19 protein-coding genes are annotated in these 20,919 nt (G+C 54.0%); 12 read left to right on the forward strand and 7 right to left on the reverse strand.

Annotated elements, in window-relative coordinates:
- The first annotated feature begins 7 nt into the window (after positions 1 to 7).
- The 8 genes from nusA to ACQE32_RS16850 all read left to right on the forward strand — a co-directional run bounded on the left by nusA (position 8) and on the right by ACQE32_RS16850 (position 11,550).
- On the forward strand, positions 8 to 1,495 hold the full coding sequence (nusA, locus tag ACQE32_RS16815; RefSeq protein ID WP_085068282.1) for a transcription termination factor NusA: 1,488 nt from the start codon (positions 8 to 10) through the stop codon (positions 1,493 to 1,495).
- Between the two features lie 17 nt (positions 1,496 to 1,512).
- Positions 1,513 to 4,203 (forward strand): translation initiation factor IF-2, encoded by a 2,691-nt coding sequence (gene infB / locus ACQE32_RS16820; RefSeq protein WP_085068281.1) that lies wholly within the window; start codon positions 1,513 to 1,515, stop codon positions 4,201 to 4,203.
- 99 nt (positions 4,204 to 4,302) lie between these two features.
- On the forward strand, positions 4,303 to 4,707 hold the full coding sequence (rbfA, locus tag ACQE32_RS16825) for a 30S ribosome-binding factor RbfA (RefSeq protein ID WP_250651614.1): 405 nt from the start codon (positions 4,303 to 4,305) through the stop codon (positions 4,705 to 4,707).
- Positions 4,707 to 5,651 (forward strand): tRNA pseudouridine(55) synthase TruB, encoded by a 945-nt coding sequence (gene truB / locus ACQE32_RS16830; RefSeq protein ID WP_427022117.1) that lies wholly within the window; start codon positions 4,707 to 4,709, stop codon positions 5,649 to 5,651. The genes rbfA and truB overlap by 1 nt, the downstream gene beginning before the upstream one ends.
- Before the next feature lie 106 nt (positions 5,652 to 5,757).
- Complete coding sequence (rpsO, locus tag ACQE32_RS16835) at positions 5,758 to 6,027, forward strand: 30S ribosomal protein S15 (protein ID WP_275555870.1); 270 nt, start codon at positions 5,758 to 5,760, stop codon at positions 6,025 to 6,027.
- A gap of 287 nt (positions 6,028 to 6,314) precedes the next feature.
- Positions 6,315 to 8,444, forward strand: coding sequence for a polyribonucleotide nucleotidyltransferase (gene pnp, locus ACQE32_RS16840; RefSeq protein WP_085068274.1), 2,130 nt, complete (start codon positions 6,315 to 6,317; stop codon positions 8,442 to 8,444).
- A gap of 126 nt (positions 8,445 to 8,570) precedes the next feature.
- Positions 8,571 to 9,455 carry a lipoprotein NlpI gene (gene nlpI / locus ACQE32_RS16845; RefSeq protein ID WP_426974846.1) on the forward strand — a complete coding sequence of 295 codons (885 nt, stop codon included), beginning with the start codon at positions 8,571 to 8,573 and terminating at the stop codon, positions 9,453 to 9,455.
- A 178-nt stretch (positions 9,456 to 9,633) separates the two neighbouring features.
- Positions 9,634 to 11,550, forward strand: coding sequence for a DEAD/DEAH family ATP-dependent RNA helicase (locus ACQE32_RS16850; protein WP_427022118.1), 1,917 nt, complete (start codon positions 9,634 to 9,636; stop codon positions 11,548 to 11,550).
- A 66-nt stretch (positions 11,551 to 11,616) separates the two neighbouring features.
- On the opposite strand, the gene ACQE32_RS16855 is transcribed toward ACQE32_RS16850, so the two are convergent.
- The 3 genes from ACQE32_RS16855 to ubiU all read right to left on the reverse strand — a co-directional run bounded on the left by ACQE32_RS16855 (position 11,617) and on the right by ubiU (position 14,683).
- A complete protein-coding gene (locus ACQE32_RS16855; RefSeq protein ID WP_426974844.1) occupies positions 11,617 to 12,627 on the reverse strand; it encodes a luciferase-like monooxygenase in 1,011 nt (336 codons plus the stop codon).
- A gap of 172 nt (positions 12,628 to 12,799) precedes the next feature.
- Positions 12,800 to 13,678: a U32 family peptidase gene (locus tag ACQE32_RS16860; protein ID WP_427022119.1), complete on the reverse strand. Its 879-nt coding sequence runs from the start codon at positions 13,676 to 13,678 to the stop codon at positions 12,800 to 12,802.
- A gap of 9 nt (positions 13,679 to 13,687) precedes the next feature.
- Positions 13,688 to 14,683: a ubiquinone anaerobic biosynthesis protein UbiU gene (gene ubiU / locus ACQE32_RS16865; RefSeq protein ID WP_250651619.1), complete on the reverse strand. Its 996-nt coding sequence runs from the start codon at positions 14,681 to 14,683 to the stop codon at positions 13,688 to 13,690.
- A gap of 204 nt (positions 14,684 to 14,887) precedes the next feature.
- Between ubiU and ubiT the strand changes: the two genes are divergently transcribed.
- Positions 14,888 to 15,412 (forward strand): ubiquinone anaerobic biosynthesis accessory factor UbiT, encoded by a 525-nt coding sequence (gene ubiT, locus ACQE32_RS16870; protein ID WP_420851604.1) that lies wholly within the window; start codon positions 14,888 to 14,890, stop codon positions 15,410 to 15,412.
- Entirely contained in the window at positions 15,406 to 15,915 is a 510-nt protein-coding gene (locus tag ACQE32_RS16875; RefSeq protein WP_250651620.1) for a GNAT family N-acetyltransferase, read from the forward strand. The genes ubiT and ACQE32_RS16875 overlap by 7 nt, the downstream gene beginning before the upstream one ends.
- On the opposite strand, the gene ACQE32_RS16880 is transcribed toward ACQE32_RS16875, so the two are convergent.
- On the reverse strand, positions 15,896 to 16,198 hold the full coding sequence (locus ACQE32_RS16880; RefSeq protein WP_085072233.1) for a GIY-YIG nuclease family protein: 303 nt from the start codon (positions 16,196 to 16,198) through the stop codon (positions 15,896 to 15,898). The genes ACQE32_RS16875 and ACQE32_RS16880 overlap by 20 nt on opposite strands.
- Positions 16,199 to 16,287: 89 nt before the next feature.
- On the opposite strand from ACQE32_RS16880, the gene ACQE32_RS16885 reads away from it, so the two are divergent.
- Positions 16,288 to 16,728, forward strand: coding sequence for a YhbP family protein (locus ACQE32_RS16885; protein ID WP_427022120.1), 441 nt, complete (start codon positions 16,288 to 16,290; stop codon positions 16,726 to 16,728).
- A gap of 89 nt (positions 16,729 to 16,817) precedes the next feature.
- Here ACQE32_RS16885 and ACQE32_RS16890 read toward each other — a convergent pair whose 3' ends face one another.
- Entirely contained in the window at positions 16,818 to 17,339 is a 522-nt protein-coding gene (locus ACQE32_RS16890) for a type 1 glutamine amidotransferase domain-containing protein (RefSeq protein WP_085068262.1), read from the reverse strand.
- Between the two features lie 151 nt (positions 17,340 to 17,490).
- Between ACQE32_RS16890 and ACQE32_RS16895 the strand changes: the two genes are divergently transcribed.
- Positions 17,491 to 18,123: an NAD-dependent epimerase/dehydratase family protein gene (locus ACQE32_RS16895; protein ID WP_427022121.1), complete on the forward strand. Its 633-nt coding sequence runs from the start codon at positions 17,491 to 17,493 to the stop codon at positions 18,121 to 18,123.
- A gap of 46 nt (positions 18,124 to 18,169) precedes the next feature.
- Here the strand turns inward: ACQE32_RS16895 and nrdG are convergent, their stop codons facing one another.
- Together nrdG and nrdD are read right to left on the reverse strand one after the other, a co-directional pair.
- A complete protein-coding gene (nrdG, locus tag ACQE32_RS16900; protein ID WP_250651623.1) occupies positions 18,170 to 18,634 on the reverse strand; it encodes an anaerobic ribonucleoside-triphosphate reductase-activating protein in 465 nt (154 codons plus the stop codon).
- Positions 18,631 to 20,751 (reverse strand): anaerobic ribonucleoside-triphosphate reductase, encoded by a 2,121-nt coding sequence (nrdD, locus tag ACQE32_RS16905; RefSeq protein ID WP_427022122.1) that lies wholly within the window; start codon positions 20,749 to 20,751, stop codon positions 18,631 to 18,633. Before nrdD ends, nrdG begins: the two co-directional genes overlap by 4 nt.
- Positions 20,752 to 20,919: the final 168 nt, after the last annotated feature.

The raw sequence follows: 20,919 nt of genomic DNA on the forward strand, positions 1-20,919 counted from the left end.
AACCAGGATGAATAAAGAGATCTTAGCTGTTGTAGAAGCCGTTTCTAACGAAAAAGCCCTGCCGCGAGAGAAAATCTTCGAGGCGCTGGAGAGCGCACTGGCCACTGCAACCAAGAAAAAATATGAGCAGGAGATCGATGTTCGCGTTAGCATCGATCGTAAAAGCGGCGATTTCGATACTTTCCGCCGCTGGCAGGCCGTTGAAGAAGTGACGCAGCCGACGCGTGAAATCACGCTGGAAGCCGCTCGTTACGAAGATGAAACCATCAATCTGGGCGATTTTGTCGAAGATCAGATTGAGTCAGTAAAATTTGACCGCATCACGACGCAGACTGCCAAGCAGGTTATCGTACAGAAAGTACGTGAAGCAGAGCGCGCGATGGTGGTTGATCAGTTCCGCGAGCAGGAAGGCGAAATCATCACTGGCGTGGTGAAAAAAGTTAACCGCGATAATATTACGCTGGATTTGGGTAACAATGCTGAAGCCGTTATCCTGCGTGAAGATATGCTGCCGCGTGAAAACTTCCGCCCTGGCGATCGTCTGCGTGGCGTGCTTTATGCAGTGCGTCCGGAAGCGCGTGGCGCTCAGCTGTTTGTCAGCCGTTCCAAACCTGAGATGCTGATCGAGCTGTTCCGCATCGAAGTGCCGGAAATCGGCGAAGAAGTGATTGAAATTAAAGCGGCGGCACGCGATCCTGGTTCTCGCGCTAAAATTGCGGTGAAAACCAATGATAAGCGTATCGACCCCGTTGGTGCCTGCGTAGGCATGCGCGGCGCGCGCGTTCAGGCTGTATCCAGCGAACTGGGCGGCGAGCGTATTGATATCGTGCTGTGGGATGATAATCCGGCGCAGTTCGTGATTAATGCGATGGCGCCTGCCGACGTCGCTTCAATCGTGGTTGATGAAGATAATCACACCATGGATATCGCTGTAGAAGCTGGAAATCTGGCTCAGGCGATTGGCCGTAACGGCCAAAACGTACGTTTAGCTTCGCAACTGAGCGGTTGGGTGCTGAACGTAATGACTGTCGACGATCTGCAGGCGAAGCATCAGGCAGAAGCGCATGCTGCTATTGGTGTCTTTACTAAACACCTGGATGTCGACGAAGAGTTCGCGACCGTGCTGGTCGAGGAAGGTTTCTCCTCTCTGGAAGAGTTGGCCTATGTGCCGATGCATGAGCTGCTGGAAATCGACGGCCTGGATGAAGCGACTGTAGAAGCACTACGCGAACGTGCGAAAAATGCGTTAACGACCCTGGCGCTGGAAAAGGCGGAGAGCCTTGGCAACGGCGTACCTGCTGACGATCTGCTAAACCTTGAAGGTATGGAGCGTGATCTGGCCAATAAGCTGGCGGCAAGAGGTGTTTGCACGCTGGAAGATCTGGCTGAGCAGGGTGTTGACGATCTGACAGATATTGAAGGCCTGGATGATGAGAAGGCCGGCGCTCTGATTATGGCGGCGCGTAATATCTGCTGGTTCGGCGATGACGCGTAATAACAGGAAGGAACAGCATGACAGATGTAACCGTAAAATCGCTGGCCGCAGAGATACAGACCTCGGTAGAACGCCTGGTACAGCAGTTTGCTGATGCAGGGATCCGTAAGTCTGAAAATGACTCTGTAACCCAGCAAGAAAAAGAAACCTTACTGACGCACCTGAACCGCGATAATGGCAGCCCGTCAGGTAAGTTAACGCTGCAGCGTAAAACGCGTAGCACCTTGAATATTCCTGGCACCGGGGGTAAAAGTAAGTCGGTGCAAATCGAAGTCCGCAAAAAGCGCACCTATGTAAAAGAGGATGCTGAGGCTGAAAAAGCTAAGGCTGAAGCAGAAGCGCAGGCGCAGCGTGAAGCGGAAGAACAGGCTCGTCGTGAGGCGGAAGAAAAAGCCACGCGCGAAGCAGCGGAAAAAGCGAAGCGTGAAGCCGAAGAGCAAGCCAAACGCGAAGCCGCGGAAAAGGCTAAGCGCGAAGCAGCGGAAAGTGAGAAAGTGACGAACCAACAAACCGACGAAATGACCCGGGCCGGACAGTCTGATAAAGCCCGCCGCGAAGCAGAAGCCGCAGAGCTGAAGCGTAAAGTGGAAGAAGAAGCCCGCCGTAAGCTGGAAGAAGATGCGCGCCGTGTAGCAGAAGAAGCGCGCAAACTGGCCGAGCAGAAAGCAGGCGATTGGGAAGTAAAACCAACCGAGAGCGATGACGCTGATTATCACGTTACCACTTCTCAACATGCCCGCCAGGCTGAAGACGAAAACGACCGCGAAGTTGAAGGTGGTCGTAGCCGTACTCGCACCACCGCTAAAGCGCCGCGCCCGCGTAAGGGCAACAAACATGCAGAAGCTAAAACCGATCGTGAAGAAGCCCGTGCGGCTATTCGTGGCGGTAAAGGCGGCAAGCATCGTAAAGGCAGTGCGCTGCAGCAGGGCTTTAACCGACCGGCGCAGGCTGTTAACCGTGACGTAATCATCGGTGAAACCATCACCGTTGCGGAACTGGCTAACAAAATGGCGGTTAAAGGCTCTCAGGTCATCAAAGCGATGATGAAGATGGGTGCGATGGCTACCATCAACCAGGTTATCGATCAGGAAACTGCCCAGTTGGTCGCGGAAGAGATGGGACACAAAGTGATCCTGCGCCGCGAGAACGAGCTGGAAGAAGCGGTAATGAGCGATCGTGACACCGGTGCTGCTGCTGAATCTCGTGCGCCAGTGGTCACTATCATGGGTCACGTTGACCACGGTAAAACCTCTTTGCTGGATTACATCCGCTCCACCAAAATCGCCTCTGGCGAAGCGGGCGGCATTACTCAGCACATCGGTGCTTACCATGTTGAAACCGACAACGGTATGATCACCTTCCTTGACACCCCGGGTCACGCCGCGTTTACCGCAATGCGTGCTCGTGGTGCGCAGGCAACGGATATCGTGGTGCTGGTTGTTGCTGCCGACGATGGCGTAATGCCTCAGACCATTGAAGCCGTTCAGCATGCGAAAGCCGCTGGCGTGCCGGTCGTTGTTGCTGTCAACAAGATTGATAAGCCTGACGCCGATCCGGATCGTGTGAAAAACGAACTGACTCAGTACGGTATCATTCCGGAAGAGTGGGGCGGAGAGAACATGTTCGTTAACGTTTCTGCGAAAGCAGGTACCGGCGTTGACGATCTGCTGAACGCTATTCTGCTGCAGTCTGAAGTACTTGAGCTGAACGCAGTACGTGCCGGTATGGCCAGCGGCGTCGTGATCGAATCCTTCCTGGATAAAGGTCGTGGCCCGGTTGCTACCGTTCTGGTACGTGAAGGTACGCTGCGTAAAGGCGATATCGTACTGTGCGGTTTTGAATATGGCCGTGTACGTGCAATGCGCGACGAAATGGGCCATGAAGTGACCGAAGCAGGTCCTTCTATTCCGGTAGAGATTCTCGGCCTGTCTGGCGTTCCTGCGGCCGGTGATGAAGCGACCGTGGTTCGTGACGAGAAAAAAGCGCGTGAAGTTGCGCTGTATCGTCAGGGCAAATTCCGCGAAGTCAAACTGGCACGTCAGCAAAAATCTAAGCTGGAAAACATGTTTGCCAACATGACCGAAGGCGACGTTTCCGAGCTGAACATCGTATTGAAAGCCGACGTACAGGGTTCTGTCGAAGCCATTTCCGACTCCCTGCTGAAACTTTCTACTGATGAAGTGAAAGTGAAGATCGTGGGTTCAGGCGTGGGCGGTATCACCGAAACCGACGCAACGCTGGCTGCGGCATCCAACGCCATCATCCTGGGCTTCAACGTTCGTGCCGACGCCTCAGCGCGCCGTGTTATCGAAGCGGAAAGCCTGGATCTGCGCTACTACTCGGTCATCTATAATTTGATCGATGAAGTGAAAGCAGCGATGAGCGGTATGCTGGCACCGGAATACAAACAGCAGATCATCGGTCTGGCCGAAGTGCGTGACGTGTTCAAATCACCGAAATTCGGCGCGATTGCTGGTTGTATGGTTACCGAAGGCGTGGTTAAACGTCATAACCCAATCCGTGTACTGCGTGACAACGTGGTTATCTATGAAGGCGAGCTGGAATCTCTGCGTCGCTTTAAAGATGACGTTAACGAAGTGCGTAACGGCATGGAGTGTGGTATCGGCGTTAAGAACTACAACGACGTTCGCACCGGCGACATGATCGAAGTCTTCGAAGTGATCGAAATCCAGCGTACCATCGAATAACGATCGCATCGCAAGTGGCATTTGGGAAGCCCTGCGCTTCCCCGGACTGAGCCCCGCCATTTCATGGTCGGGGCTCAGCCATTATCAGGAGAAATAATTATGGCGAAAGAATTTGGTCGCCCACAGCGTGTCGCACAGGAACTGCAAAAAGAGATCGCCATGATCATCCAGCGTGAGATCAAAGATCCGCGCGTGGGCATGATGGTGACCGTTTCAGGCGTAGAGGTTTCGCGCGATTTGGCCTATGCCAAAGTGTTTGTTACTTTTTTGAATGATGATAATGCTGACGCCATCAAGGGCGGCATCAAAGCGCTGCAGGATGCGTCTGGCTACATCCGTTCTCTGCTCGGCAAAGCGATGCGTCTGCGTATCGTGCCTGAGCTCACTTTCTTTTACGATAATTCGTTGGTGGAAGGGATGCGTATGTCCAATCTGGTCACTAACGTAGTGAAAAAAGATGCTCAGCGCCGGGGCCCGGCGGAAGAAGACGACAAGGAGGAGTAATGAGTCGTCCTCGTCGTCGTGGCCGCGATATTCATGGCGTGTTGCTGCTCGATAAGCCTCAGGGGCTCTCCTCGAACGATGCTCTGCAAAAAGTGAAGCGTATTTTCCGGGCGAATAAAGCGGGCCACACCGGCGCGCTGGATCCTTTGGCAACCGGTATGCTGCCGATCTGCCTGGGTGAAGCAACCAAGTTCTCGCAATATTTACTGGATGCGGATAAACGTTATCGGGTAATTGCGCGTCTGGGGCAGCGTACCGATACGTCAGATGCCGATGGGCAGATCATCAGCGAACGCGCTGTTTCCTTCAGCCAGGCGCAGCTTGATGAAGCGTTGGAAAGTTTCCGTGGCGAGACGCAGCAGGTGCCTTCTATGTACTCTGCCCTGAAATATCAGGGGCGTCCTCTGTACGAATATGCGCGTCAGGGGCTGGAAGTGCCGCGTGAAGCTCGCGCCATTACGGTTCATGAACTGCAGTTTATTCGCTGGCAGGACAATGAGCTGGAGCTGGAAATTCACTGCTCTAAAGGCACCTACATCCGCACTATCATTGATGATTTGGGTGAGAAGCTGGGCTGCGGCGCGCATGTGATTATGCTGCGTCGTCTGCAGGTGGCCCGCTATCCCATTGAGAAAATGATTACGCTTGAGCAACTGTATGCCTTACAGGGCGAGCCGGGAGACTTAAGCGAAGAGGCGCAGACGCAGCTGGATGCGTTGTTGATGCCTATGGATAGCCCGGCCTCCGATTATCCGGAAGTTAATCTGAGTGAAATTGCTGCTGGTTATTTTAAGCAGGGGCAACCGGTGCAGGCGTCAGGCGCGCCGCATAGCGGACTGGTGCGGGTTACTGAAGGGGATGCGCGTAAGTTTATCGGGATGGCGGAAATCGCTGACGATGGACGCGTAGCGCCGCGCCGTTTGGTTGTAGAATATTCTGCCTGAGCTATTTGCACTCATCTCAGCCTGAGAGTAGAATAATGCGGCTTTACATGGGGTCGCTGAATTAGAGATTGGCACCCTGACATTTATCATTTAACCGGAGTTCATTATGTCTCTAAGTACCGAAGCTAAAGCAGAGATCGTTGCTAAATACGGTCGTGGCACTAACGACAGCGGCTCAACCGAAGTTCAGGTTGCACTGCTGACTGCTCAGATCAATCACCTGCAAGGCCACTTTGCTGAGCACAAGAAAGATCACCACAGCCGTCGCGGTCTGCTGCGCATGGTTTCTCAGCGTCGTAAGCTGCTGGATTACCTGAAGCGTAAAGATGTTGCTCGCTACACCAGCCTGATCGAAAGCCTGGGCCTGCGTCGCTAAGTCTTAACATGCTGTTTTATGGCGAATACGCTATCAGAACGGTATGGTGCAAGTTTCGAAAGAAAAGGGGCCTCCGGGCCCCTTTTTTCAAGCAATCCGCAGCAATCCATAGCAATCTATTGTATTGTTGCAGTATGTGATCTTTATTTGCAGAGGTTCGCGCGGCTAATGAGAGACTTTATGCCCGACAGGTATAAGGATTGTCATTAGTCGCGAGGATGCAATAAAGGTTTAAAACCCACAGCAGGCAAGCTTTATGTGCCTGCTTTGACGTAAAGGAAGTCATTTTGCTAAATCCGATTATTCGTAAATTCCAGTATGGCCAGCATACCGTGACGCTTGAGACCGGTATGATGGCTCGCCAGGCCACTGCTGCCGTTATGGTCAGCATGGATGATACCGCTGTATTTGTTACCGTTGTTGGTCAGAAAAAGGCGAAAGCCGGTCAGGATTTCTTTCCGCTGACCGTAAACTATCAGGAGCGTACTTACGCTGCCGGTCGTATCCCGGGAAGTTTCTTCCGCCGTGAAGGCCGTCCAAGCGAAGGCGAAACCCTGATTGCGCGTCTGATTGACCGCCCGGTTCGTCCGCTGTTCCCGGAAGGCTTCGTTAACGAAGTTCAGGTTATCGCCACTGTGGTATCAGTAAACCCGCAGGTTAACCCTGATATCGTGGCAATGATTGGTGCTTCTGCCGCGCTGAGCCTGTCTGGTATGCCGTTCAACGGCCCGATTGGCGCCGCTCGCGTAGGCTATATCAACGATCAGTACGTGCTGAACCCAACTTCCGATGAGATTAAACAGTCTCGTCTGGATCTGGTGGTTGCAGGTACGCAGGGCGCAGTGCTGATGGTGGAGTCCGAAGCGGATATCCTGACTGAAGAGCAGATGCTGGGCGCGGTTGTTTTCGGCCATGAGCAACAGCAGGTCGTTATTGAAAACATCAACGCGCTGGTTGCTGAAGCAGGCAAACCGCGTTGGGACTGGCAGCCTGAAGCTGTTAACCAGGCGCTGAACGCACGTATCGCGGCTCTGGCCGAATCCCGTCTTAGCGATGCTTACCGTATCACTGAAAAGCAGGAGCGCTATGCGCAGGTTGATCTGATCAAATCAGAAACCATCGCAGCGTTGCTGGCAGAAGATGAGACGCTGGATGATGGCGAGATCAGCGACATTCTGCACAACATCGAGAAAAACGTGGTGCGTAGCCGTGTTCTGAACGGCGAGCCGCGTATCGATGGCCGTGAAAAAGATATGATTCGTGGTCTGGACGTTCGTACCGGCGTGCTGCCGCGTACTCACGGTTCCGCCCTGTTTACCCGTGGCGAAACGCAGGCGCTGGTTGCCGCAACGCTGGGTACCGCACGTGATGCTCAGAGCCTCGATGAGCTGATGGGCGAGCGTACCGATAACTTCCTGTTCCACTACAACTTCCCTCCGTACTCCGTAGGCGAGACCGGAATGGTAGGTTCACCGAAGCGTCGTGAAATCGGCCATGGCCGTCTGGCTAAACGCGGTGTACTGGCAGTCATGCCGAAACTGGATGAATTCCCGTATACCGTGCGCGTGGTATCTGAAATCACCGAATCTAACGGTTCTTCTTCTATGGCTTCCGTCTGTGGCGCATCTCTGGCGCTGATGGATGCTGGCGTGCCGATCAAAGCGGCCGTAGCCGGTATCGCGATGGGCCTGGTAAAAGAAGGCGACCGTTATGTGGTTCTGTCCGATATCCTGGGCGATGAAGATCACCTTGGCGATATGGATTTTAAAGTAGCCGGTAGCCGTGAAGGTATCACCGCGCTGCAGATGGATATCAAAATTGAAGGCATTACCCGCGAAATCATGCAGGCTGCGCTGAATCAGGCCAAAGGTGCGCGTCTGCACATCCTGGGCGTGATGGAGCAGGCTATCAGCACGCCGCGTGGTGATATCTCTGAGTTTGCACCGCGTATCCATACCATCAAGATCAATCCGGACAAAATCAAGGATGTGATCGGTAAAGGCGGTTCTGTCATCCGTGCTCTGACTGAAGAGACCGGCACCACTATCGAAATCGAAGATGACGGTACGGTGAAAATCGCTGCGACCGACGGTGACAAAGCGCAGCATGCTATCCGTCGTATCGAAGAGATCACGGCAGAGATCGAAGTGGGCCGCATCTACAACGGTAAAGTCACACGTATCGTTGACTTCGGTGCCTTCGTTGCAATTGGCGGCGGTAAAGAAGGTCTGGTTCATATTTCTCAAATCGCCGACAAGCGCGTTGAGAAAGTAACCGACTACCTGCAGATGGGCCAGGAAGTACCGGTTAAGGTACTGGAAGTGGACCGTCAGGGCCGTGTCCGTCTGAGCATTAAAGAAGCCTCAGAACAGCAGCCGCAGGCAGAAACTGCAGCCGTTAACCCTGAAGCAGAGTAAAAGCGCGTTCGACATTGAGCTCTCCCCCCGGTGGGGAGAGCTGTTTCGTTGCGAGGGCGGGAATCCTTGTGCATGGCAGGCGGATGACAGGACGTGCATCCCAATGTTGGTATTCGGGAGTGGGAAATGAAGCCTTTTTTGCGCTGGTGTTTCGTTGCGACAGCTATCACGCTGGCAGGATGCAGCAACTCAAATTGGCGTAAGAGCGATGTGCTGGCGGTTCCGCTACAGCCAACTCTGCAACAGGAAGTCATCCTGGCGCGCATGGAACAAATTCTTGCCAGTCGGGCACTGACCGATGATGAGCGTGCACAGCTATTATATGAGCGCGGAGTGTTGTATGATAGCTTAGGTCTGAGGGCATTAGCGCGGAACGATTTTTCGCAAGCGCTGTCTATAAGACCAGATATGCCTGAAGTATTTAATTATTTAGGTATATACTTAACGCAGGCGGGCAACTTTGATGCCGCCTATGAAGCGTTTGATTCTGTACTTGAGCTTGATCCAACTTACAATTATGCGCATTTAAACCGTGGTATCGCCCTCTATTACGGCGGACGATACAAGTTAGCGCAAGATGATCTGCTGGCGTTTTATCAAGACGATCCTAACGATCCTTTCCGCAGCCTGTGGCTTTATCTCGATGAACAAGAGATAGATGCCGATAAGGCGAAAGTGGCGCTGAAACAGCGTTACGACAGGGCGGACCGCGATCAATGGGGATGGAATATTGTCGAGTTCTACCTTGGCGACATCAGTGAAAAAACGCTGATAGAACGTCTCAAGGCGGACGCACCGGATAACACCTCGCTCGCTGAACATCTCAGTGAAACCAACTTCTATTTAGGTAAGTACTACCTAAGTCTGGGGGAGAAGGACAGCGCGGAAGCGTTGTTCAAACTGGCGGTTGCTAACAACGTACATAACTTTGTTGAGCACCGATACGCATTGTTGGAACTGGCGCTGTTAGGCCAGACACAAGACGATTTAACAGAATCTGACCAGCAATAGCTGACGAACACCTGAGTCCATTTTTGTAAAAAATGTCATCACCTTCCGGGGTGACGGCTTTTTTGTTCGTCAAAACATCTAATTTGAGCCGGTTCACATTTTTCAATGAAAATGATTGCATATTTTCAGGATGAGTTATGTAGACTGGCCGCCGTAATCTAAGAGGCACTTGTACTACATGACTGATATCCAAACCACTTTTTCCGATCTGGGTCTTAACGAATTCATCCTTAAAGCACTGAATGATCTGGGCTATGAAAAGCCTTCACCCATTCAGGCCGCCTGTATCCCACATCTGCTGGAAGGCCGCGATGTACTGGGTATGGCACAAACCGGTAGCGGTAAAACTGCAGCGTTCTCCTTACCGCTGCTGCATAACCTCGACCCTGAACTGAAAGCACCGCAGATTCTGGTGCTGGCACCGACGCGTGAGCTGGCGGTGCAGGTTGCAGAAGCGTGCAACGAATTTTCTAAACATATGCATGGCGTTAACGTACTGGCTCTGTACGGTGGTCAACGTTATGACGTGCAGCTGCGTGCGCTGCGCCAGGGTCCGCAGATCGTCGTGGGTACGCCGGGTCGTCTGCTGGATCACCTGAAACGCGGTACGCTGGATCTGTCTAATCTGCGTGGCCTGGTGCTGGACGAAGCAGATGAAATGCTGCGCATGGGCTTTATCGAAGACGTAGAAACCATCATGGCGCAGATTCCGGAAGGTCATCAGACCGCACTGTTCTCTGCCACCATGCCGGAAGCGATTCGCCGTATTACGCGTCGCTTTATGAAGGATCCGCAGGAAGTGCGTATCCAGAGCAGCGTTACCACGCGTCCTGACATCAGCCAGAGCTACTGGACTGTTTGGGGTCGTAAGACCGATGCGCTGGTTCGCTTCCTGGAAGCTGAAGATTTTGATGCGGCGATTATTTTCGTACGTACTAAAAACGCCACGCTGGAAGTTGCTGAAGCGCTGGAGCGTAGCGGCTACAGCAGCGCTGCGTTAAACGGCGATATGAATCAGGCACTGCGTGAGCAGACGCTGGAACGTCTGAAAGATGGTCGTCTGGACATCCTGATCGCCACTGACGTAGCGGCGCGTGGTCTTGACGTTGAGCGTATCAGCCTGGTAGTAAACTATGACATCCCTATGGATTCAGAGTCTTACGTTCACCGTATCGGCCGTACCGGTCGTGCTGGCCGTGCTGGCCGTGCGCTGCTGTTCGTAGAAAACCGTGAACGTCGCCTGCTGCGCAACATCGAGCGCACCATGAAGCTGACGATCCCGGAAGTTGAACTGCCGAACGGAGAGCTGCTGAGCGCGCGTCGTCTGGAAAAATTCGCCGCGAAAGTACAGCAGCAGCTGGAAAGTAGCGATCTGGACCAGTACCGTGCCCTGCTGAGCAAGCTGTCGCCGGAAAACGATCTGGAAATGGAAACGCTGGCTGCCGCGCTATTGAAAATGGCACAGGGCGAACGTCCGCTGATTGTGGCGCCGGAAGCTCCGCGTCCGCAGCGCCGTGAATTCCGTGAGCGTGATGAGCGTCGTAGCCCGCGTGAAGCACGCGAAGGTCGTGACAGCCGTGACAGCCGTGAAGGCGGCGATCGTCCGCGTCGCGAGCGTCGTGACGTTGGCGATATGGAACTGTATCGTATCGAAGTGGGCCGTGATGATGGCGTCGAAGTGCGTCATATCGTTGGTGCTATCGCTAACGAAGGCGACATCAGCAGCCGTTACATTGGTAACATCAAGCTGTTTGCTTCTCACTCCACTATCGAGCTGCCGAAAGGCATGCCGGGTGAAATCCTGCAGCACTTTACCCGCACGCGTATTCTGAATAAACCGATGAATATGCAGCTGATGGGTGATGCGCAGCCGCGTGAGCGTTCTGAACGTGGCGGTGAGCGTCGTCCTGGCGGTCGTGGCGGCTTCGGCGGTGCTGGTCGTGAAGGCGGCGCTGGTCGTGAAGGCGGTCGTCGTTTCGGCGAGCGTCGTGAAGGTGCCGGCGCGCGCAGTAGCGGTAACCGTGACGGTGCCAGCCGTGGACCGCGTCGTGAAGACAGCACCGGTACAGGCGCAGTACGCCGTCGCGATTACTAATCGCTAAGCGTGAAATAAAAAACCAGCCGAAAGGCTGGTTTTTTTATGCCTGTTATTCAGGGATGATTACAGGGAGCGGGCAGCCTGCATTGCCAGTTCAAACGAGCGCAGACGGGCCTGACTATCGAAAATTTGGCCGTTAACCATAATTTCATCCGCCTGAGTTTCACGGATCAATGCCGCCAGTCCATGCTGTACCTTCGTAAGATCACCGACCACTGACATACTCAACGCCTGCTGAACACCATACTGCTCCGAGGGCGTCCAGAGATGATCCATATTCTCTACCGGCGGCGGTAGCGGGCCCGGTTGACCCCGGCGCAGATTGATAAACTGCTGCTGCATAGAGGTAAACAGGAAGCGGGCTTCCCGCTCGCTATCAGCTGCGACAATATTGATACAGACGATGGCGTAAGGCTTATCCAGACGCGCAGAGGGCTGGAAGTTCTCACGATACATATGCAACGCCTGGAAAAGCAGGTCGGGCGCAAAATGGGAAGCAAAAGCAAACGGCAGTCCCAGTTTCGCCGCCAGCTGCGCGCTGTACAGGCTGGAACCCAACAACCAGACCGGTATGTTCAAACCCAGCCCTGGCACTGGCTGCACCGGCGGCTGCGCCTCTTTCTCTGCATCAAACCAGGCAATCAGCGTTTCCACATCTTCCGGAAAGCTATCAACCATATTGGGGCTTTGATGACGGCGTAACGCCATCATAGTGCGCTGATCAGAGCCCGGAGCGCGGCCCAGACCAAGATCGATACGGCCTGGATAAAGCGATTCCAGCGTGCCGAACTGTTCAGCAATCACCAGCGGCGCATGGTTAGGCAACATAATACCGCCTGAGCCGAGACGCAGCGTTTTGGTATTTGCCGCCAGATAACCGATCAGCACGGATGTAGCCGCGCTGGCAATGCCGGTCATATTGTGATGTTCCGCCAGCCAGTAGCGATGGAAGCCTAATTCTTCTGCCTGCTGTGCCAGCGCCAGCGAGGCGTGGAAAGCATCACGCGGCGAGGCGCCTTGCGGGATCGGCGCCAAATCGAGTACTGACAGAGGAACACTTTTTTTCTCAGACATATCTGCTCACTTTGTTGGCTACAGGCCGAAAGCGTCAGCCTTGTAAAAAATCATGCATACACTTTACCGTATTGCACTTTTAGCAGAGTAGCCAGAATATGCCCTGAGAGCAAAGCGGCGGCGGGCAGAACGTTAAAACAGAGGGCGCAACGTCAGATCGCTGCGCCACTTTTTATGATTGCAGCGCCATTCCTGCCAGCTTGCGCCAGTAGCCGTTGCAGTCATTGCGTTGCGCCATCATTAATGGGGCTTCGCCTTCTTCATTGGCACGGAAGCGATCGATAAGCGCCAGCGTCTGTTTATCTTCTGGCGACAGACGAACCACATCTACCAGGCCATGCATGCTGGTCAGATCGTTACCGAGGTTATAACAGTAGCCGCTCATGGTCTGGATACCGTTCAGCACAAAAACCTGCTGATCTTCCTGCGAGAGTACGCGACGCCCCTGCGGATAGTTAATACAGCAGGTTTCGCATTCATCTTTGGGCTTATCCTCTGATCGGGCGGTAAAGCAGCGAGCCGACAACGCCAGCGGCAGATGACCATAAGCCAGCACTTCGGTTTCGAACTTGCCGTGAATGCCTAAATCGTCGCACTGCTGTTGAATATTGAGCAGCCAGTCGCGTGACAGCTCAACCGGCATACACCATCGCGTCATGCCAAGTTGCAGCAGCATGCGCAACGTAACGGCGTTATAGCAGTTGAGCGCATGACCGACCACAAAGGGAAGCTTCTGCTCCGCCGCCATATTCACGGTGCCCAGATCGTTGGCTTCAATCAGGAACTCGCCGTTATCAACGTAGCGTTTGATCTCCTGTAATTCTGACGCAGACTGTACCAGCGCCAGCGTACTGAACACGACCTGTTTGCCGCTTTGCGCCAGAAGACGGGCGAACTCCATCCATTGATTAAAGCGGGTAGCGCGGCGTTTGCTGCATACCGACTCTCCTAAATAGATAATATCCGCGCTGCTTTGCGCTGCGGCCTGATAAAAATCGGCCAGCGTATCGGTTGGCCAGTACCACAGTACCGGCCCTAAAGAGTATTTCATGCGGTTTCCTTATTGCCATTTGCGGTGGTAAGCGCCCAGCGTGGTCTGCGTACCCTCAGCCAGCGCGCCTAATTCCGTCATCCAGTTTTCCTGAACGGCAAAAGTGCCTGGCTCTGCTTTACAGCGGTCAATAGCCTGGCGCCAGATCCGGGCAACCTGCGCGACATAGGCCGGGCTGCGCTGGCGGCCTTCGATTTTTACCGAAGCGATATTGGCGGCTAACAGATCGGGCAATAGCTCAAGGGTGTTCAGGCTGGTCGGTTCTTCCAGAACATGATAGCGCTCTCCATCGACCTGATAACGCCCTTTGCATAAGGTGGGATAGCCCGCGTTTTCATGGGCTTCATAACGATCAATCAGCACTTCATTCAGGCGCGACTCCAGTCCAGCGGGCGTTTGCTGCCAGCGTACAAAGCGGGCGGGTGAACAGGCGCCGACGGTATTAGGCGATTCGCCGGTCATCCATGAAGAGAGATAGCAGCGTCCTTCCGCCATAATGCACAGGCTGCCGAAAGCGAACACTTCCAGCGGAACCGGCGTATTACGCGCCAGCTGGCGCACCTGGTGTATAGAGAGCACGCGTGGCAAAACCACCCGCGCGACATCGAAATGTTGATGGTAGAAGCGTATCGCTTCCAGGTTAGTGGCTGATGCCTGCACCGAGACATGCCGCTCAACATGCGGATAGCGGTTAGCGGCATACTCAAGCATCGCCAGGTCGGCGATAATCAACGCGTCAGCGCCATTATCCACGGCCATATCGATCGCATTTTCCCAACGTTTATACCCTGCCGGCTGGGCAAAAGTATTGATGGCGACATGCAGCTTGCGCCGATGCTGATGCACCACGCGCGCCGCTTCTTTCAGACGTTTATCGGTAAAGTTCAGGCCGGCAAAATGACGCGCATTAGTGTCATCTTTCAGTCCGATGTAAACTGCATCTGCTCCGTTCTCGATCGCTGCCTTCAGCGCGGGCAAGTTTCCCGCCGGGCAAAGGAGTTCCATGAGATATCCTGTAGGCAATGAATATTTGCGCCGAGTGTAGACAAGCTCAGCGCGAGAAATTTTGATTTAAGGCAGCGAATGGCGTATTGATCGGATTAGTGTTGCTGAATTGTTCATCTGGCAGCGAGATTTATTGATCCAGCCAGCCCGGGAAAAGTGGTGCTGTGGCAAAATAACACTTATTTATTTAAAGGAGTAAAGACTGTGTTAAATATGCTTCGCGCTCAGTGTGTTAATCATGGACCGCGTCTGCTGCGTCTGCCGGTGCAGTTCACGCCGTTTACCCTGAAAAAACGCCTGCTACAGCAGCTGCTGAATATGCAATTTAGCCATGCGCTGGAGGAAGGTGAGTTAGACTTTCTGGAAGGGCGTTGGCTGGGTATTGATATTCATGATATCGCGCTGCGCTGGGCCGTTACGCTGCAGGACGGCCGGTTACAGATTAGCAACCGTGATGAAGCAGATGTCTGGTTCCGCGGCAGCGCTAACGATCTGCTGCTGATCGCCGCACGGAAAGTCGATCCGGATACGCTTTTCTTCCAGCGTCGGCTGGTGATCGAAGGCGACACCGAGCTGGGGCTGGAGGTCAAAAATCTGATGGATGCCATCGAACTGGAAAATATGCCAGCGCCGCTGCGCATTGGATTAATGCAGCTGGCTGACTTTGTCGAGGCCGGCCTGAACGAGGACGCGAAATCTCCAGGAGATCGCGCAGGTGTTTCATGTTAATTCGTACAGAAATAGGGGTGGATGCGGCCGGTATCGATAGCCTGCTGCGCCGCTGCTTTCCCACCGGTGCCGAGGCAGATCTGGTGCAACGGCTGCGGGAAGATGGCCAGCTTACGCTGGGCGTGGTCGCCACTGACGAAGAGGGACAGGTTCTTGGCTATGCCGCTTTCAGTCCGGTAACCCTGCAGGACGAAGATCGCAATTGGGTGGGGCTGGCTCCGCTGGCGGTAGATGAGCGCGTGCGCCGCCAGGGCATAGGTAAACAGCTGCTTTTTGAAGGGCTGGATACGCTAAATGAGTTTGGTTATGCGGCGGTTGTGGTGCTGGGCGATCCCGCCTGGTTTGGTCGTTATGGCTTTGAGCCGGCCGCACGCCATCAGCTCCATTGCCCCTGGCCGGGCACCGAAGCTGCTTTTCAGGTCTACAAGCTGGCGGATGATGCCTTTGTGGATGCGAGCGGCGAGGTGGCTTATTCCACGCATTTTAACCTGAACGATCGCTAAGCCAGCGCGCCAGCGAAATCGGCTGGTTGGCCACCAGCCTGAGTTTTTCCTGCCGTGACAGCTGTTTAACTTGATACTCCAGACGGGAGGCCATGGCGCGATCGCCCGCTTCACAGGTAAGCAGCAGTTCCAGCGGGCCTTTGCCACGCAAGGCTTTAGCGCCGGTGCCCTTCAGGTGCTGTTGAAAGCGACGCGGTACATTATTGCTGATGCCGGTATAAAGCGAACCGGCAGCGGTACGCACAATATAAAGTTGCCAGGGCGCGGGGGCGATTTCACTCATCTTGTTAACCTCCATTGCAGGTATGGCATTGTAACGGCAATGGTTCCTGTTGGTCATGGATAGCCGCTTTTTTTATCACTGGAGCAAGCGTGTCTGACGTTAGCACGATAATTCGCTATTTAAAAAAGCAGCATGTGCTGTCTGTTTGCTGTGGTAATAATGAAACAGTTTGGTGTGCCAACTGTTTTTACGTGTTTGATGAAACCAGTATGGCGTTCTGGATAATGACGGAAGCCGAAACGCGCCACGGCGCTTTAATGATGCAGCAGCCACAGGTAGCGGGCACGGTAAGCGGGCAGACGAAAACGGTGATGTTGATTAAGGGCATCCAGTTTCTTGGCACGGCGCATTTACTGCAGGGTGAACAGGAGCAGCGGGCGCGCGCCGCTTACTGCCAACGTTTTCCTGTAGCGCGCACGGTTTTAGCGCCGCTGTGGGAGATCCGGCTCGACGAGATCAAAATGACCGACAACACATTAGGTTTTGGTAAAAAGAATCACTGGCTGCGTAATACAGAAGAAAGCCGGTAACAGCAGAAAATAGGGTGTATTCCGATGCGCCGCTTCCAGGTGCAGGGTGCAAGCTGTGCGACAGGTTGCCGCACAGCAGAGAAAGAGTCTTAAAGGTTGTTGAGAATACGCAGCGATTCCTGGTTAAAGGCAGGCAAATCTTCTGGCGTACGGCTGGTTACCAGCTTGTCATTATCGACAACCACCTCTTTATCGTAGAAGTCCGCACCGGCATTTTTCAGATCGATGGCGATGGCCTTCACGCAGGTCATTTTACGACCACGCACGCCGTTGGCGCTGATTAACAGCTGCGGACCGTGGCAGATCGCAAAGATCGGTTTCCCACTGGCGACAAATTCTTTAGTAAAGTTAACGAAGCGGTCGTCGCCACGCAGCGCATCTGGCGAATGTCCTCCTGGCAGCAACAGCGCATCAAATTCTGCCGGGCTAACATGATCAATATCTTTATCTATTTTTACCTGTGCCTTTCCCTGCTTACCCGTTACCGTTTTACCGGCTTCCATTTCGATGGTCACAACTTCATGGCCCGCTTTGGTATAGGCTTCTGCAGGGGAGGTAAATTCAGAGTCTTCAAATTCATCGGTTATCAACACCGCTATTTTCTTGCTCATCTTTATCCTCCTGTTTATGTGGTGCTACCGGTTAAGTCTGGTTGAGTATGCTGAAAAATCAAATCATCAACCGCGCTTTCTCTGCTAACCTCATTGATAACAGCCAGTTAAATGCCATGCGGAGCCTACAGGCCGCCTGTCGGGAGAGACGATGAGTCGAGTACTATTAACCGGAGCCAGCGGCCTGGTGGGAAGTCACCTGCTGCGGTTGTTGATTGCCGAGCCGCGCGTCAGCGAAATTATTGCGCCCACGCGACGCGCGCTTCCGCCAATGAATAAAGTGATTAATCTGGTGGAAGCGGATCTGACCGATGTGCTGCGCCCTTTGCAGCAGCCGATTGATATTGTCTTTTGCTGCCTGGGTACCACGCGTAAGCAGGCGGGCAGTAAGGCTGCCTTTATCCATGTTGATTATACGCTGGTGGTGGACAGTGCGATTGCTGGCCAGCGCCTTGGGGCCAAACATATGCTGGCGGTAAGCGCGCATGGAGCCAGCGTCAATTCACCTTTTTTCTATCATCGGGTCAAAGGGGAGATGGAGCGGGCGTTGCAACAGCAGGGCTGGCCGCGCCTGACGCTTATTCGCCCCTCTCTGCTGCTGGGCGATCGGCAGCAACCGCGGCCGGGCGAAGCGTTTTTTGCGCCGTTGTTTAAGCTATTGCCTGGTAACTGGCGGGCGGTGACGGCTAAAGATGTTGCCGGGGCGATGATGCGCGAAGCCTTTTCGCCTGGCCACAATAACGTCACCATTATTGAATCTGCTGCCATTACCCGCCCCAGATAAAGCGTGAAAGAATACGTCAGCCTGCAAGCCATGGCCTGGGCGATGCTCAGCGCAGATAATGAATAACCTGGTTACTGCTCCCACGCCAGACCAGCGCAGGATCTTTTAACTCCCGGATAAATTTGCCGTCTACCAGCACATCCAGTTCAGCCACGACCTTTCTCTGGGCTTCGCTAAGCTCTGCCAGCGTGTAGCCGGTCCATAGCCAGATATCCTTGCCGGGACAAGCGCGCCGTACGCGGCGCACCAGTCGCAGCACATCGGGCACGTTGGCTGGATGCAGCGGATCGCCGCCGGAAAGCGATAATCCCTGACGTGGAATACGGCGATCGTTCAGATCGCCTATCAGCTTTTCTTCCATATCGATGGTAAAGGGCACGCCGGAGTTAAGCCGCCAGGTGCGCTGGTTATAGCAGCCGGGACAGGCATGCTCACAGCCGGCAACAAATAGCGTACAGCGGGTGCCCGGTCCGTTTACCACATCAATGGGATAGTACTGGTGGATATTCACAGATGTTTTACCCGCCGTTTTACCTCTTCCTGTTTACCGGCGTTAAACGGACGGGCGTCCGGGCTGCCCAGATAACCGCATACGCGACGCGTAACGGAGACTCTGGCCGGATCGTGATTGCCGCAGGACGGGCAGGTGAACCCTTTGCTGGTACAGTCAAACTCACCGGTAAAGCCGCACTCGTAACATTCGTCAATGGGCGTATTGGTGCCGTAATAAGGAACCTGGTTATAGCTGTAGTCCCAGACATCTTCCAGCGCTTTCAGGTTGTGCTGCAGATTGGGATACTCGCCATAACAGATAAAGCCGCCGTTAGCGATTGTCGGGTAAACGGCTTCGAAGTCGAGCTTGTCGTACGGGTTAACTTTTTTCTCTACGTCCAGATGGAAACTGTTGGTGTAGTAGCCTTTATCGGTTACGCCTTTGACCTGGCCAAACTCAGCGGCATCCAGGCGGCAGAAGCGATCGCAGAGATTTTCGCTGGGCGTGCTGTAGAGGCTGAAACCGTAGCCGGTCTCCTCTTTCCAGGCATCGACCGCTTCGCGCAGACGCGTAACGATCGCCACCGCTTTGGCACGCAACGCTTCGCTGTCGTAGAGATGCGTCTCGCCGCCGCTCAGGGCGTTGATGGTCTCATGCAGGCCAATGTAACCCAGAGAAATGGATGCACGACCATTTTTAAAAATCTCCGCCACGTTATCGTCTGCGTTAAGCCGCACGCCGCAGGCACCTTCCATATAGAGAATGGGCGCCACGCGCGCTTTGGTCTGTTCCAGGCGGGCGATGCGCGTCATCAGCGCTTTCCTGGCAATGGCCAGACGTTCATCCAGCAGCTGCCAGAAACGCGCTTCGTCACCGCGCGCTTCCAGGCCAATACGCGGCAGGTTAAGGCTGATTACGCCCAGGTTGTTGCGGCCATCATGAACCTGTTCACCGTTCTCTTCCCACACACCGAGGAAACTGCGGCAGCCCATCGGGGTTTTAAACGAGCCGGTCACCTCCACGACGCGATCGTAATTAAGAATATCGGGATACATGCGTTTGCTGGCGCACTCCAGAGCCAGCTGTTTGATGTCATAATTGGTATCGCCCGGACGACGGTTAAGCCCCTCACGAATCGCAAACACCAGTTTAGGGAACACGGCGGTTTTGCGGTTTTTGCCAAGGCCGGCAATACGGTTGCGCAGAATAGACTGCTGGATCAGGCGCGCCGCCCAGCTGGTTCCCAGGCCAAAACCAAAGGTGACAAACGGCGTCTGACCGTTGGCGGTGTGCAGCGTATTCACCTCATATTCCAGCGACTGGAAAGCGTCGTAACACTCTTTCTCGGTGCGTTCGCGGGCATAACGCTCGCTTTCAGCAATCTGCCATTCACGCGCCACCGCCAGATGTTTTTCATAGCTCACCTCCACAAAGGGGGCGAGGATCTCATCGATGCGGTTGATCGTGGTGCCGCCATAAATATGGCTGGCAACCTGCGCGATAATCTGTGCCGTTACCGCCGTTGCGGTAGCAATGGATTTGGGCGGTTCAATCTCGGCGTTGCCCATCTTGAAGCCGTTGGTCAGCATGCCTTTTAAATCGATCAGCATGCAGTTAAACATCGGAAAGAAAGGGGCATAGTCCAGATCGTGATAGTGGATTTCCCCACGCTGGTGGGCGCGTACCACATCGCGCGGCAGCATATGCTGCTGGGCATAATGTTTAGCAACAATACCTGCCAGCAGATCGCGCTGGGTTGGGATTACTTTGCTGTCTTTATTGGCGTTTTCATGCAGCAGGGCGGGGTCGCTTTGCTCCACCAGCCCGCGAATGGCTTTGCTTAGTTTACCGCGCTGCTCACGCGCTAAATCGCGATCGTGGCGGTACTCAATATACTGACGCGCCAGTTGCGGATAGCGGCCAGCCATCAGTAAGTCTTCTACGGCTTGCTGAATTTCATGAATATCGACGCGCTCACGGCTGCTGACCTGTTCACTGACCTGCTGGGCTACCGCTAAGCAATAGGCTTCATCTTCAATCTGAGCGGCCCGGGCTGCGGCGCGAATCGCCTCAGCGATGCGCTGCTGATCAAAGGCTACCTGACAGCCGTCTCGTTTTACTACCGTCGTTTTCACCAACGTTCTCCCGTGAAGTCATTACTATATGTAGGACTGGTGGTGAATAGTAAACGCTATATATGGGGTTTGCGCCTGATTTAAGCGCACTTTTCTTGACGCAGAACAAGGATCGCCAGAGGCGGTTGAAAAGTTAAACGGCGGCAAAAACAGAGCTTATAAGAGGGA

Origin of the sequence: Pantoea sp. FN0302 (assembly GCF_050113775.1) — a bacterium.
GTDB lineage: Bacteria > Pseudomonadota > Gammaproteobacteria > Enterobacterales > Enterobacteriaceae > Mixta > Mixta alhagi.